General features: G+C 46.0%; 14 protein-coding genes. 5 read left to right on the plus strand and 9 right to left on the minus strand.

The annotated features are described in order from the left end of the window. Nucleotides 1-138: 138 nt before the first annotated feature. Nucleotides 139-411, minus strand: coding sequence for a hypothetical protein (locus MHB85_RS17215; protein ID WP_047843332.1), 273 nt, complete (start codon nucleotides 409-411; stop codon nucleotides 139-141). Nucleotides 412-646: 235 nt separating this feature from the next. Here MHB85_RS17215 and MHB85_RS17220 point away from each other — a divergent pair, with 235 nt between their 5' ends. The 4 genes from MHB85_RS17220 (at nucleotide 647) to MHB85_RS17235 (ending at nucleotide 4973) form a co-directional block, all read left to right on the plus strand. Next, complete coding sequence (locus MHB85_RS17220) at nucleotides 647-1879, plus strand: aminopeptidase (RefSeq protein ID WP_124115192.1); 1233 nt, start codon at nucleotides 647-649, stop codon at nucleotides 1877-1879. A 90-nt stretch (nucleotides 1880-1969) separates the two neighbouring features. Continuing rightward, a complete protein-coding gene (locus MHB85_RS17225; protein WP_341073307.1) occupies nucleotides 1970-3202 on the plus strand; it encodes an aminopeptidase in 1233 nt (410 codons plus the stop codon). Nucleotides 3203-3451: 249 nt separating this feature from the next. After that, the gene (locus MHB85_RS17230; protein ID WP_074095416.1) at nucleotides 3452-4042 is read left to right on the plus strand and encodes an RNA polymerase sigma factor; all 591 of its coding nucleotides are present in this window, start codon (nucleotides 3452-3454) and stop codon (nucleotides 4040-4042) included. Then, complete coding sequence (locus MHB85_RS17235; RefSeq protein ID WP_105599072.1) at nucleotides 4020-4973, plus strand: hypothetical protein; 954 nt, start codon at nucleotides 4020-4022, stop codon at nucleotides 4971-4973. The genes MHB85_RS17230 and MHB85_RS17235 overlap by 23 nt, the downstream gene beginning before the upstream one ends. 2 nt (nucleotides 4974-4975) lie before the next feature. On the opposite strand, the gene MHB85_RS17240 is transcribed toward MHB85_RS17235, so the two are convergent. Next, a complete protein-coding gene (locus MHB85_RS17240; protein ID WP_341073308.1) occupies nucleotides 4976-5479 on the minus strand; it encodes a hypothetical protein in 504 nt (167 codons plus the stop codon). A gap of 242 nt (nucleotides 5480-5721) precedes the next feature. Between MHB85_RS17240 and MHB85_RS17245 the strand changes: the two genes are divergently transcribed. Beyond that, the gene (locus MHB85_RS17245; RefSeq protein WP_341073309.1) at nucleotides 5722-6366 is read left to right on the plus strand and encodes a hypothetical protein; all 645 of its coding nucleotides are present in this window, start codon (nucleotides 5722-5724) and stop codon (nucleotides 6364-6366) included. A gap of 69 nt (nucleotides 6367-6435) precedes the next feature. Here the strand turns inward: MHB85_RS17245 and MHB85_RS17250 are convergent, their stop codons facing one another. The 7 genes from MHB85_RS17250 to MHB85_RS17280 form a co-directional block, all read right to left on the minus strand. Continuing rightward, nucleotides 6436-7752, minus strand: a complete 1317-nt coding sequence (locus tag MHB85_RS17250) for a hemolysin family protein (RefSeq protein ID WP_091019552.1) — start codon at nucleotides 7750-7752, stop codon at nucleotides 6436-6438. Between the two features lie 373 nt (nucleotides 7753-8125). Continuing rightward, complete coding sequence (locus tag MHB85_RS17255) at nucleotides 8126-9709, minus strand: sigma-70 family RNA polymerase sigma factor (RefSeq protein WP_341073310.1); 1584 nt, start codon at nucleotides 9707-9709, stop codon at nucleotides 8126-8128. Nucleotides 9710-9933: 224 nt separating this feature from the next. Continuing rightward, a complete protein-coding gene (gerQ, locus tag MHB85_RS17260) occupies nucleotides 9934-10392 on the minus strand; it encodes a spore coat protein GerQ (RefSeq protein ID WP_373419893.1) in 459 nt (152 codons plus the stop codon). Nucleotides 10393-10467: 75 nt separating this feature from the next. After that, nucleotides 10468-10890, minus strand: a complete 423-nt coding sequence (locus tag MHB85_RS17265) for a cell wall hydrolase (RefSeq protein ID WP_091019611.1) — start codon at nucleotides 10888-10890, stop codon at nucleotides 10468-10470. Between the two features lie 160 nt (nucleotides 10891-11050). Then, nucleotides 11051-12736, minus strand: coding sequence for a hypothetical protein (locus MHB85_RS17270; protein WP_341073311.1), 1686 nt, complete (start codon nucleotides 12734-12736; stop codon nucleotides 11051-11053). Nucleotides 12737-12940: 204 nt separating this feature from the next. Continuing rightward, nucleotides 12941-13690 (minus strand): glucose 1-dehydrogenase, encoded by a 750-nt coding sequence (locus MHB85_RS17275; RefSeq protein WP_341073312.1) that lies wholly within the window; start codon nucleotides 13688-13690, stop codon nucleotides 12941-12943. Nucleotides 13691-13837: 147 nt separating this feature from the next. Further along, on the minus strand, nucleotides 13838-14230 hold the full coding sequence (locus tag MHB85_RS17280) for a DUF2500 domain-containing protein (RefSeq protein WP_091019559.1): 393 nt from the start codon (nucleotides 14228-14230) through the stop codon (nucleotides 13838-13840). Nucleotides 14231-14242: the final 12 nt, after the last annotated feature.

The raw sequence follows: 14242 nt of genomic DNA on the forward strand, positions 1-14242 counted from the left end.
TTCATCTCGTAGACTTCCCTTTTCTGGATCATCTATTCAACATTTCCAATAAAATAGACGGTATACACCCTGTTTCGGGCATACACCGTCTAGTATAGTCATCGACACAACACAATAGAACAAGAACATCTCGGCTAGTTAAGCCGGAAATGCCTCCAAAGCAGCATCGAGCAATTGATTGTACAGATCGTCATCATTTTCAAGCAACTCGTCCATACGCAGTAACTCTTCTTCATCACCGGATTGCTCCGTGAAATGCAAACTATAGTCCCAATCTTTTCCGTTCTTGCTCATGAAGGTAATCTCATATACTGACTTTTCGCCTTCTGTGCGGTAAACGGTATTTCCCACGTATCCTTTTTCACCTTCACGGCGCATTTCAGCACTTATAATTTCAATATTCACAATCATTCTCTCCTTTAATCTTTCATCTACAGGCGGTCTCCAACATTTCTGGTAAACCTAGTTTGGTAATTATTATTGGTTAATTGTACAATATATAACGTAGCAACGTATACCTTATTCAATGAAGGATCCATTCTGAGTCCTTACATAGTTGTAATGAGGATTATAAATACGTGTTTGACCAACATCTATAATAGCCAACAAGCTACGATATTATTATCACATTGGAGGAAAAAATAGCATGAATACTTTTGAAACGAATCTTCAGCAATATGCTGAACTGGCTGTACAAGTCGGTGTCAATGTCCATCCAGGACAGACACTCGTGGTAAACGCTCCAATCTCGGCAGCACATTTTGTACGACTGATTGTCAAAGCAGCTTACGGTAAAGGTGCGAAATTGGTCAAAGTAAACTGGAGCGATGAAACCGTCACACGTCTTCATTACGATCTTGCACCTGATGAAGCCTTCTCCATTGAACCGAAATGGTTTGCAGCTGAAATGACTGAACTCGTTGAAGAAGGTGCCGCTATTCTGCACGTCATCGCTGAAAATCCGGATCTTCTGAACGGTGTAGCTCAGGAACGGATTGTTACCAGCCAAAAAGTGCGCGGCAAAGCGCTCGAAAAATATCGTTCTTATCAGATGGCTGACAAATTCAGCTGGTCTATCGTAGCCGTTCCTTCTCCGGAATGGGCAGCTAAAGTGTTCCCGGATCTTCCAGAAGCACAACAAGTCGATCGCCTGTGGGACGTCATTTTCAAAACCGTACGGATCGGTGAGCAGGATGCTGTTGCCGAATGGAAAACCCATTTGCAAAACCTAGATTCCCGCGCTGATCTGCTGAACAACAAGAAATACAAGAAGCTTCACTATACAGCTCCAGGCACAGACTTGACCATTGAACTTCCAGAAGGCCATATCTGGGTATCCGGTGGAAGTGTCAATGAGCAAGGACATGTCTTTATTGCCAATATGCCTACCGAAGAAGTATTCACAGCTCCGCTGAAAACGGGTGTTAACGGTACCGTTCGCAGCACGAAACCACTGAGCTACGGCGGCAACCTGATTGACGGATTCTCCCTTACATTTGAGAACGGTCGAATCGTAGATTACACCGCTGAACAAGGACTGGATGCACTCAAAAACCTGATCGAGATGGATGAAGGTGCACACTATCTGGGTGAGGTAGCCCTCGTTCCACATCAGTCACCAATTTCCGATACGAATATTTTGTTCTACAATACTTTGTTTGATGAAAATGCCTCCAACCATTTGGCGATTGGTAATGCCTATGCCTTCTGTCTGGAAGGTGGTAAAACGATGTCCAAAGAAGAATTGATTGAACGTGGCATGAACTCCAGTCTCACTCATGTTGACTTCATGATTGGATCCGGAGAAATGAACATCCACGGTGTGACCTCCGAAGGTGCGGAAGAGCCGATCTTCCTGCAAGGAAACTGGGCATTTTAATCCCGTTTGATGTGATTTAGGAGAGAGGAGATTACTCCTCTCTTTTCCTGCGTCAACAGGTCAAAAATTCAACAATTGGAGGGAACTCACATGTTAAGTTTTGAACAAAAAATGGATCGTTACGCTGAACTGGCTGTAAGAGTAGGTGCTAACGTGCAACCAGGACAAGTATTTGTCATCTCTGCGATGATTGATACCGCTGAATTCGTACGTTTGCTGGTACGCAAGGGGTATGAAGCTGGCGCCAAGCAGGTGATTGTAAAATACGGAGATGAAACCGTCAATCGATTGCGGTTTGAGATGGCCCCTGAGGAATCCTTCCAGGAGCCGCCGAAATGGCATGCAGCGGAGCTTGAAGAACTGGCGGCCAATAATGCAGCCTTTCTAACCGTATTGTCATCCAGTCCAGACCTGATGAAAGGTATTGACCCGGAGCGGATTTCCACCCATCAGCGTACATTTGGTCAGGCGATGGCCAAGTACCGTCAGTATCAACAGGCGGATAAAATGAGCTGGACGGGTGTGGCTTGTCCTTCCCCCGATTGGGCAGCCAAAGTATTCCCGGATCTCCCGGCAGCCGAGCAGGTTAGCCAGCTGTGGGAAGCCATTTTTGCTGCAGTGAGAGCCGATCTGGAGGACCCTGTAGCGGCTTGGGAACAGCATATCGAACGACTGGAGACCAAAGCTGTTGCCCTGAACAACAAGAAGTATCAAGCATTGCATTTCCTCTCACCGGGGACGGATCTTACTGTCGAGCTTCCAGAAGGTCATATCTGGGCGCAGGCAGGTAGCGTGAATGAGCAAGGCACCCCTTTTGTCGCCAATATTCCAACAGAGGAAGTATTCACTGCTCCAGCCAAACATGGCGTTAATGGCAAAGTGTCCAGCACCAAACCACTCAGCTATGGCGGCAGTATCATTGATCGTTTTTCACTCACATTTGAGAACGGACGTATCATTGATTTTCATGCCGAAGAAGGTCAGGATACGCTGGAAAGACTCATTTCCATGGATGAAGGATCTCATTACCTCGGCGAAGTCGCTTTGGTTCCCTTCCATTCACCGATCTCTGAGAGTGGTATCCTGTATTACACTACATTGTATGATGAGAATGCATCGTGCCATCTTGCGATTGGCAGTTCCTATGCATTTAATATCGAAGGGGGCAAGACGATGTCTCCCGAAGAACTTGCCGCTCGCGGCATGAACTCCAGCATTACTCATGTGGATTTCATGATGGGCTCTCCCGAAACGGACATCTACGGTATTACGGCAAACGGCGAACGTGAAGCCATCTTCCTCAATGGAGACTGGGCATTCTAACAGATAACGGTTGATTTCTCCCCCGTTATATATTTTCACTGAAACTGTCATCCAGGCTGTCTTGCAACCATGTGTTCATGGTTGCAAGACAGCCTTTTTATTAATTTTCAGCAAACTGTCCTGGAGGCTGCACACGCTCACTCCATCTGGTTTTTCTCGGACCAACCTCCCATTGTATCGTTTCCATATTATGTTGTAAAATGTAATGATACCAATGTTTGTGGATTGTTCACCAGAAAGGAGAACATCATGGCCAATCGGCTCCAGTTATTACTAGCCTCAGATTTCCATAATTTAGGCTCTGCACTTCAAGAAGAAGTGTATTATGAATATTATAATATGGTACATGGTCTTATCGTTTATATCATCAAGGAGCGTGCTGCAGCAGAAGATATTATTCAGGAAGCTTTTATCAAAATTATTAAAAACAAACCCATCTTTGAAGACGAGGTCAAACTGAAAGCCTGGCTCAAGGTTGTCACACGGAACACAGCTATTAATTATCTGAGAAAAAATAAAAATAACCGTAACCAATTGGATACGGATAGTGTTTTTATAGATATGGAGACGATGAATCAGACGGCAGCTTCCGTGGAAAGCATGGTAGAAACGCAGATGATGGAAGAGTCCATTGAATATTATCTCGGACAGCTCAAACCGGAATATCGTGTACTGGTGGAGTTACGGTGGAAAAAAGGTCTCTCCTACCGAGAGATGGCCGAACTGCTGGATACCTCCGAAGACATTGTGAAGCAACGCTTGTTCAGAGCCCGTGGCAGTATCAAGAAGAAATTACATAAGGAATGGGGTGGAAGCATTGAGCAAAGGCAAGTCCGATAAAAACGTGGAGCAATACGATTCAGAGCTGGAAGACGAATATTTCGACGCTGCGTTTGATCTGGCTTTTGATGAAGCTTTCCATCAGGCCGTCTCTGCCCCTTCCGCCTCCCATACCGAATCTATGCAGCAATCCTGGCAGAAGGTACAACGGGAAATTAACAGAATTGGTTTACGTAAAAAAAGAATACGTACCTTGCGACTTTCAGTTGTCGTAGCTGCGTCCGTGACCATCGGAGCCGTTATTTTCAGCCTGCCATCTGGTACGCAAGCGGTATCCCCTTTTGTGCAATCCATCAAAGATTGGGGTAATGGCATGAAATCCATTATCATCGAGGATCGCACGACCCATCTGGGGGCTGATCCATCAACAGCCAAAACGCCTCCACCACCGGAAACCAGCTTAGACGACATTCTTCAATTACAAGAAGAAGAAGCTCTTAATACACCTTCGTATGAGTTATCGAGCCATCTGCTTCGTCCAGTACTTGTTACGGAAGAGATCGCACGCGAAGGGTTCATGGGTGACTTTCTGTTATCCAAGGCCATTCCCGAGCGATTCAACAAGGTCAAATTCGAACTCGTGCTTGATACTGAAAACCCTGTGAATCCAGACGATTATTATGAGTCCACACAAATGAGAGTTCAATATACCAGTGAAGGCAAGAGCATAGAGGATGAGATCATCCAGTTTGATTATGTCTATGTCATGCCTGGGGAGAAAATTGAAGGGGCCATGCTTCGTGATATGAGCACCGTAAAGCTGGCGGATGGCTCGGAAGCACTGATGTATATCGGCCCACCCTATAACTCTTTTCAGTGGATGATGGGTTCCAACAATATGAGTCTGTTTGGAACCCTTTCGGAAGAAGAAATGACTGCGATTGCCAACGATTTTCAAGAGCAGAAGTTTCCCGGCAGCACCCGTCGATAAGATCAGAATAACACGGTGCCAGAGACATGTTTGCTTGTTTCCGTGGTACTTCCATCATACGCTGTATGAATACTGGTAACGCGATAATAATATCCTGGCATAACGGTCCAATCCGATGCGGCATTCAGTAAGTTTGTATTCGTTGCATTCTTGGAATTCATTTTAAAAGTTACCCATGCTGTTCCTGTCCAGCGCTCAAGTCGATAATCTACGGAAAGTGTCTTCATTGCTGTATATGTCATGGTCTTGGTATTGACGATAGCCGATAGTCCACCCCCAGGAATGACTGCACCGACCGCTTGATAGATATGTCCAAGTTCTCGAGTGTTAGCAAGCGAATGGTTGGATGGTTCCGGCGGAGGTGGGGGTGTAAGGGCACCAGAGGACACGTTGCTCATCGGGCTTGCAACGGCTGGTTCGGACGTAGGTATAGCCAGAATTGTTGGCACCATTAACAAGGCAACAAGGGTTATTTTTAGTATAGATGCTGCACTCTTATTATTCATTTTCCGCATATTGATCCATCCTCCGGTTCCATATTTGATTTTGTGTAAGGGTATAAACGGACGGATCGGGTGACAGGTTTCAAAAAAAAATTAGACGCTCCGATGTTTCTGTCGGCAGCGTCTTTTATCTTTGCAAGCATCTCCAGCACGGTTGAAACCTAAATTATTCCAGCCCGTATGTATTGGGTAATGGATTCACGAAACCATATTAACCAACAAGATTTGCAAATGAGGTGTATAACTTGAGTAAGCTTCAATCCAAATCCAAAAGGCATCGTCAAATCTCCAATCCGAATGAACTACATATCGAAGTTTCCAGCTCGTTCAAACGTTGGCTTATTATCTTGGTGAGTGCGCTTACCGCAGGGACCTTAATATATTTCTTGGCTACAGCTCGGGAAAGCTGGATAAGCATGGGGATTGACCGCTATGTATTGCCCTTTATGATCTGGGGACTTGTACTGTCCCCCATCCTTGCTTTTCTTTTCCTCAAGCAGAGCGGACGAACCCTTTCCCATGTCAAATTTTTACGTGTTTTCGGGATTGCTTTCTGCCTTCTGCCTCTGGTACTTCTGTTTTATGTGCTCCCCGTAACAATTGGCATGGTGAATGATCACCTGACCCAGTTTAAACAAAATTCGGTGTTATCCACCACTAAGGTGGGGGACTACAATTCCTACGAGGTTACTTTCGTTGACATGTACGATATCATCACGATAAAGACACCGACGACAACCAAATCCACTCGAAAAAAGCTGAATATCCAGCATGATCTCGCTCCTGGAGAGAATGTTTATGTTACTTATAAGCGAATTTATATCAAAAATAGCTTGGTCACAGAGAACCGTTACGCCGATATTGTCATTCACGCACCCCAAGAATCATGAGCATGCAAAGAAGCTGTACGATGACCATTACGTCACCATACAGCTTCATTTGTACCGATTTCGATCTGGCTATGCGCCTTCTTCTTCAACCAACAGTTCCAGCTTAATCACATTCACTCGGGAAATCCGCTTATGCTCTGTCTCTTGAATGACAAATACATAACCCCCATACTCAACCGATTGACCGACCTCAGGTGGAATGGCATCTACTCTGGAGTATAACCAGCCCCCGATGGTGTCGTAATCGGCACGATCCATCTCCAGTCCGAATCGTTCGCTGACTTCTTCAATCAGCATCAATCCATCAATAGAGTATTCCATCTCATCCACTTGCTCAATGGCAGGACGCTCATGGTCGAATTCATCCTGAATCTCGCCTACGATCTCTTCCATGATATCTTCAAGTGTGACAAGCCCGGAGGTTCCGCCGTATTCATCAATCAGAATCGCAATCTGTGTCTTGCTACGCTGCATACGTTTGAGCAGATCACTGATGAGCGTGGTATCTGGCACAGCCAGGATGGGCCGGATCACGGAGATGGTATCCGTAAGTTGGGATCGCATCAGATCCTTAATGTGAATAAAGCCGATAATATGATCCTTGTCTCCGTTATATACCGGATACCTTGTTCGCATACTCTCACTGGCAATCTCCAGATTCTCCAGCATGGACTCATTGGCATTCAGACAGATCATTTCCGTCCGTGGAATCATAATTTCACGGGCAGTTGTATCCGTAAAATCAAATATATTATCAACAAGTGCTAATTCAGTGTTATCAATTAAACCGCTCTTATTGCTTTCTTTCATCAGAATGCGTATTTCATCTTCGCTATGTGCAGAGTCCATCTCCGAAGCTGGTGCCATTCGGAACAGTCTCAACAAGCCGTTAGCCATACCGTTCAGTGCCCATATGAATGGGTACATTAACTTGTAGAAGAACGTTAGCAAAGCCGCAGACCACAACGTGATCGTCTCAGACTTTCGAATCGCCATCGTTTTGGGAGCAAGTTCTCCCAGTACAATGTGCAAGATCGTAATAATCACAAATGCAATGGCAATAGAGATTCCATGAACGTAGACTGGTCCCAGTCCAAATGCGGTAAACATGGGCTCTAACAGATGTGCAATTGCCGGTTCTCCCAGCCACCCGAGTCCCAGTGAAGCCAAAGTTATACCTAGTTGGCAAGCTGACAGATATGCATCCAGATTACGTACGATATTGGAAGCATAGATGGCATTTTTGTTGCCTGTTTCCACCAAAGCCTCAATCCGGCTTCCACGAACTTTCACCATCGCAAATTCCGCCGACACAAAGAAACCATTCATTAATACAAGTAAACCAATTATTACTAAATTTAAAATACTCGGTAAGGGGTCACTCAAATTTTCATCCTATTTGCCGTCATTCTTCGGCAAATAGGTCCACCTCCTTCGAAAATGTAGGATATTAGCCATTCTGCCGTTCATATGCAATTTCAACTTCCCAATGCTTCCACCTCCACCTTGTTCTGTCGAATAACAAAGATATGCTTCTTTTATTATATAATTCTACACTACACAGTCAATCCGTGTCCTATGACAACGAAATGGCACAAACGCCTTTTTTCTTTAACAAAAGTCTCGATTACGCTGTTTTATTTACATTTCACAAACATTGGTTTAAGGAAACCAAAGAGAGCATCCTCGCTCATGCTTCCGCATGGCTGGACACTCTCTTTTTGCAATACTGTTATTTTCTCCAGATTCTATCCGCTAATTACGATGTCGACTCAATGTCCACTACGGTTTCCGAAGCGGGGTTCCAGCGCCACTTGGTTTGTTTCCCGCTTGGGTTATGCAATCCACCGATCCAGAATTCATCCTGCTTCAGCAGTGCCCAATCGACTTCTCCATTCAACACCTGAATTCCGAGTTCCGTTAGTGACAGGACTCCGTCACGGAATTTTTCATCATGCTGCTTGAAATTAGGGAAAGTGGTTGCACCGCTCATCTGAAGAAGGGCATGAGGTCCTTCTGTCATCCGCCTCAGATATGCCCAGTATTCAAGATCACCCATCCCGAGAATATGCAGCTTGTCCCCTACCTCGCGAAATAATGGATACGGATGCTCCACACCTGCTCTAATGGTCTCTAGTGTTGTCTGCTCAATGAGCCCCAGACCGTTCGATACAGATGGCAGACGGGACAAATGGGCCTTAAAGGCAGCTTTCGCAAAGGGTAGCGCAGAAGTGTCTGCCTGCAAGTAATCCAGATGATGCCGGAAATCAGTCGACGTATAGGTTTCCCAGAACTGTGCACCGGCTTGTAACTCGTTTTTCTCAATCACATGCCAACTGCCGGACAGACGTTCAATCTGTGTGGAAGTAAGCTGTCCCAGTCCTCTAAAGTGCTCAATCTCTGGATACGAGTCAATGCAGAGCAGATTCAAATTCGTATTCTGGAGTGCTTGTCCTCTGAAATAATGCAATAGGTAAGATAACATCGTCTGATCATAGAGATCGTATTCGAACCATAAGACAATTTCCTTGTATTGTTGAAACGAATGCAACTTGCGTTCAAGCTCCTCAATCTTCAAGTATTCCGTCTGTGGAATGCCCAACTGCTCCTCTAACACGGATGCCCGATTCTGCCGCTCCTTCGTACCTCCCATCTCTTTGGCTACCGGGCCGAACGTATACAACTCTCTCCATACCAGGATGTCTCCCTGAATCCCACTCTCTCTTAAACGATTGGCCGCGTGATCCCCATTCATAATGTGTAACAATCCTTTTCCCCCTTCATACAAGTCACTGAATACAGAGACCAGATCCCTTACAGGCATAGAACGCTTGAGTTTGGATCGGGCATCGAACAATCTTTTCTTTAATGCAGGTACCTTGACCCCGAGGAAATCCGATATTTCCTTGAGCGAGTATCCTTCCAAATAAAACAGTTCAACAGCAATCCGCATCGATGATGGCAGTATTGCAATGGAATTACGAAGCGTACGATGCATTTCATTTTGCACCGCTTGTTTTTCCGGATCATGCGCCTGATCCTCTTCATGGAATACATGCTCCAGCTCCTGAACTGGAATCATCGTATGCTGCTTGCGTCTTAGCCAGCGATAACACTGCCTCTCCACGATCACCTTGAACCACCCGGGAAAAGCCTCAGGAGCTTCCAGCTTGGACAGATTGCCAAAGGCTTCAGTAAACGCCTCCTGTACGACATCTTCAGCCCAAAATGTATCTCCTAAACGATTGTAGGCAACAGCAAGAGCCATCCCGCGATATTGAGACATCAGTTGTGCGTAAGCTTCGGTTTCGCCCTTCATCGCTCCTTCAATCCATGAATTCAATGCTATGGACTCCCTTCATATAAGCATGCTGCTTGTTCTATTCATGTATAAGTGCCATGTTATCGCCAAAAGGTTACGTATGACTCTAAACTATAGTAACCTTCGTATATATGTTTATGTAAAAAGCTGTCCTGTCTGCGGATTACCTCCACATTCAGGACAGCGAAGTAAATCATTATGTGTTAAACATGTCAATTATCATTCAAAATGATGCGGGCCAATGATTATCTGCTTGGAGCTTGCGGGTAATTGCCTACCACTCCTGGATATTGATACAACAACGGCTCATCAAATGTAGCATAGTCAAAGTTGACCATCAACAGCATGATCCGTCTTCCAGTCTTCGGATCGCTGATAATAATATGGTCACGGCCCGCTGCTTCAATAATACCTTGGAATATGCGAGCATTCCATTCTTTGTTACCTTCGTATGTCATGTAGAATGTACCGAATTTACCAAGGTTCAAACGTAGAATATTCTCAATGTACGATTGCTCAAACTGTGGAGCCGTTGTCGTAACTACAGCACCCGTAGGTGTCATTGGACTTCCGCTGGATACGAGTGGCGGTACACTAGTCGAGCTAGGGGATACCATCCCTGGTGTTGGCGACATGGAAGGCATTCCGTTACCGATTTTGTATGACGTACCTTGAACCTGAGAATTGGCTTGTTGACCCAACACAGAATTCGCTTGCTGACCCAGTGTTTGAGTCATTGGTTGATAAGGCTGATTAATCATAGTGATTCCTCCCAAAATTTAATATACTTCCGGACAATCGTCGCCTGTCGGACTGAAGAAACAATGTGCTTTGAAACGTCCTGTATTTTGCTGGTCATACCACGTTGGTGGGCAGTCGCCCACAGGTCGGAAAAACCACAATGAATTGCTCGCTGGCCAGATGCGCTCTCCATTGATCACCCGTTGTGCGAGACGAATCTCGGACTGTCTTGCCCGTTGGTAAAAGTACCCCTTCTGTGTTGACTCGTAGCCTCCTGGATTCTGGAATACCATACGATTGATATCGCGAATATCCTTAAAGTCCAGACAATCCGCCAACACCCGGTTCACACCTACATTGCCCACAAGCAACATACCCTGTTCGCCGTCACCTTCAGCCTCTGCCCTCATGAGCCTAGCCAGCAGCTTGACGTCCTCTGAGTTGGCTTTAATAACAGCCATAGTCTGTTTCCTCCCTTGTTTCAGCTGTTCATCACCGTACATCGTATTGTGCAGGAGCCCATTCGGTGACACGATTCCATCTTTTTTCCATAAAAAAAAGCCCGGAACCTCACCCAAGGTGAAGTTCCGAAGCAAGTTATTTCTTATAATACTCGCCTGTTTAAGGCTTGGCTTCAATCCAATAATCATAGGCATGTACAATATTGCCCTGGTAAGCCTGATGTTCGGCCAGCAGATCCGGAAGCTTGGCAAGCTGAAGTTCCATCTCCGCTGCCCCTTTCTCATAAAAAGAAATATGAGGACCTTCGTGGTTCTGCTTCATTTCTACCGAAATCATCAACCTTTTTCCCAGACGATCTGCAATCTCCATCTCCTGACTAACAACAGCAGCAATGCCATTGGACCCTTCGGCCTGATTACGGAATGCCATCATCGACACATGATCAAGTGTATCAATCATGAACTCTGTCACAGACATGTCTTTTCCCGGCAACGGGAAGGTATCCAGCCATACAGCAAGGTCTGCACTTGTTTCGAGATCACTGTCCTTCTTCGTTTCTTCCTGGAAAAATGTAATGTTGGCAGCCCATTCGGTCAGAAGGGTGTCCCGACTATTCTCCCACTCCGGCAAGGTGTAAGGCTCAATATCCAGATGGATGCCTTCAAATCGTTCATCCGGCTCGGATTCCGCATTATAGTTTTTCACATAATCAATCAAGCGCTTAATGCGTGGACGGTTCTCCTTCTTGCCCCAGATGGGGTGTCCACCCATCGCATGGATCTCGATGCCCTCTGCTTTTGCCCGTTTCACAAAACTGCGGTAACTGGAATAGGGTTGATCCAGATCTAACCGCACATACAACCAGTTAATATTCTGCTCTCTAGCAAACGCTAGTATGTGATCTCCCCCGTCATTCGTCACCTGAGAGGCCTCCCAGATATACGTTCCCCGAATCTCTGGCTGATTGGATGGAATCTCCGGTGATGGCAGTTCTGACGGCTCCAGTTGTCCCCAGTATACGATGTCATGTACAGCAGAACCGACGTAAGATGTATGTTCACTGAATGCGGAGGCAACTTCTTCAATAACGCTTTCCAGCTGCGCTGCACCTTTACCGGCAAAAGTCGTGAATTCCTCGCCAGGCATTGGCTTGGTGTTCAACCCAACGGTGACGCTCACATTGCTGGCATCGGCCCAGTTCATTTCCTGTTCAATTAAACGTATAATACCATTGTTCCCTTGCGCGTTATCACGGTAAGCGAGTAAAGTGACATGCTCCACTCGTTCAATGAACCAACGTGACAACGGTTCGTTATCTGCATCCTCAGAGATTCTATTTCCTGTGACGGTATAGGAATCCAGCCAAAATGGCAGGTCAATATTCACTGTAATTGCGCCATCCTGTCTCACTTGCTCAAATAACAGATTCATATTGGCTACCCAGGATTGTACCAGTGGCTTGGCATCTTCTTTCCAGGCTGGTAACACATAGGGCTTGATATCCAGATGTATGGCATCAAATTGCTCGTTGGTCTCAGCAGCTTGATTGTAATCACTTACCCACGACGCTAATCTTAGCATGGGGCCTTCACGGCCACTGAGCGCCCAAGATGGATCGCCTCCCAGCGCTTCAACCGCAATACCCGCACGGCTTGCTTTGGCTATAAACGTCTGGTATACCTCCTTGGGCAGCGACATGTCTACATTCACGTACAGCCTGTTTATCTTATGTTTAGCTGCATTGGCCAACAGCTCATCTCCGTTGCTAACAGACTGTGCCTGCCATACCCAGGCCGCCCGTATATCTGCGCCGTCAGCTTCAGCAGGTGACTCATTCCCTATCATTATCATCCCTCCGATCAGCAATAACAGCCAAAATACCTTCCGGGATTGTTTCCCGAACATATACTCCCTCCATTCTTCTACTGTTGTAAAATCACATTTATTATAGCAACCGAGTTATTAAAAACAAATAAGCCCAAGTGCTTAACTTGGGCTTATTACTCTTAAGTTGGGACAGCTTAGGGCTCGCCCGGCTTAATCCCGGTTCTAGTCCTCATATATCATTTTTCGGGTCATGCCTCCATCAATAACGAGGTTGGTCCCTGTGACAAAGGTATTGCTTGGATCAGACAAATATAGACAAGCACGGGAGATATCCGAAGGAACACCCACACGACCGGAGGGATGCTGTTCATGATCCTCCTTTTTCAATTTCTCCACGTCACCTGTCTCAATCCATCCCGGACTGATACAATTGACCCGAATTTGGTCCTTGCCCAGTGAGACCGCCAGCGCATGTGTCAGAGCTACAATCGCCCCTTTGGATGCGGCATAAGCTTCGGTATCCGGCTCAGACATCAGCGCACGGGTAGAAGCCATGTTGATAATGGCACCCCCGTGTTCATTGCTTTTCATATGTTTGGCTGCTTCCCGACTCGCCAAAAAGCAACTTCTCACATTGGTATTGAGTACATCGTCCCATTCTTCCAGCGTCAGCTCATAGGGTGACTTCCACTTGGCGAGTCCCGCATTATTCACCAAAACATCAATTTGCTTGAATTCTTCCACGGTTGCACGAAAAAGATTCGTAATATCCTGCTCGCTCCGAACATCACATTGAACAAAGATGGCTTCTCCGCCTTCATTACGAATGGAAGCTGCGGCTGCCGCACCCTCGGCTTCCTTGTGATCGGCAAGTACAACTTTGGCTCCAGCGACCGCATAAGCCTCAGCCACACTTCGTCCTATCCCTTGAGCAGCACCGGTTACAACAACGACCTGATCTGTAAATGACATATTGTTTGCCTCCTCTATGGTAATGATCCTTCGATCATAATCTTATTAAGCCTCTTCTTATATAAAAACACGTTAGGCCCATTAAGAAACGCTTGTCCAGCAATTAATCAAAAAAAGCTCACGCCATCCTGGCGCAAGCTGCTCAGTTTAACCCCGTAGGCGTTCAGAATATACGCGATTATATCGCTCGAAACCTACATAACGCGTTCCTTTGAACGAGAGCCGTCCTTCATCCCCCTCAGCGCACAAACCATACTCTTCGCCATCGACTTTGAATTCAAGCCGATCTCCACTTTCTACTTCAAAGGTGACGTAGTATAACGTTCGTGCTGTACTGCCCGGTTCAGATTGCGACTGACTCATCTTCATCCGTCTGCTGGTGATTCGTGAAGGCACGGTCAATAGCGGCTCCGAGTTGTTGCGTCCCCACCTCCATACCTCTTTTCCCATCGACAGAAGGACTATACCTATAATCAGAACAAATACAACCGGAAAGACGGTTCCAAACAAATCAAACATCCAGGATGATTCAATGCCCATGTCTCTCCCTCC

The sequence above is a fragment of the Paenibacillus sp. FSL K6-4396 genome (assembly GCF_038002525.1).
GTDB lineage: Bacteria > Bacillota > Bacilli > Paenibacillales > Paenibacillaceae > Paenibacillus > Paenibacillus amylolyticus_B.

Excerpts from the sequence above, each read along its gene's own strand:
- MHB85_RS17240 (WP_341073308.1), bottom strand. The coding sequence starts at position 5,479 with ATGAATAATAAGAGTGCAGCATCTATACTAAAAATAACCCTTGTTGCC.
- MHB85_RS17275 (WP_341073312.1), bottom strand. The coding sequence starts at position 13,690 with ATGTCATTTACAGATCAGGTCGTTGTTGTAACCGGTGCTGCTCAAGGG.
- MHB85_RS17265 (WP_091019611.1), bottom strand. The coding sequence starts at position 10,890 with ATGGCTGTTATTAAAGCCAACTCAGAGGACGTCAAGCTGCTGGCTAGG.
- MHB85_RS17215 (WP_047843332.1), bottom strand. The coding sequence starts at position 411 with ATGATTGTGAATATTGAAATTATAAGTGCTGAAATGCGCCGTGAAGGT.
- MHB85_RS17225 (WP_341073307.1), top strand. The coding sequence starts at position 1,970 with ATGTTAAGTTTTGAACAAAAAATGGATCGTTACGCTGAACTGGCTGTA.
- MHB85_RS17280 (WP_091019559.1), bottom strand. The coding sequence starts at position 14,230 with ATGGGCATTGAATCATCCTGGATGTTTGATTTGTTTGGAACCGTCTTT.
- MHB85_RS17270 (WP_341073311.1), bottom strand. The coding sequence starts at position 12,736 with ATGATAGGGAATGAGTCACCTGCTGAAGCTGACGGCGCAGATATACGG.
- MHB85_RS17220 (WP_124115192.1), top strand. The coding sequence starts at position 647 with ATGAATACTTTTGAAACGAATCTTCAGCAATATGCTGAACTGGCTGTA.
- MHB85_RS17230 (WP_074095416.1), top strand. The coding sequence starts at position 3,452 with ATGGCCAATCGGCTCCAGTTATTACTAGCCTCAGATTTCCATAATTTA.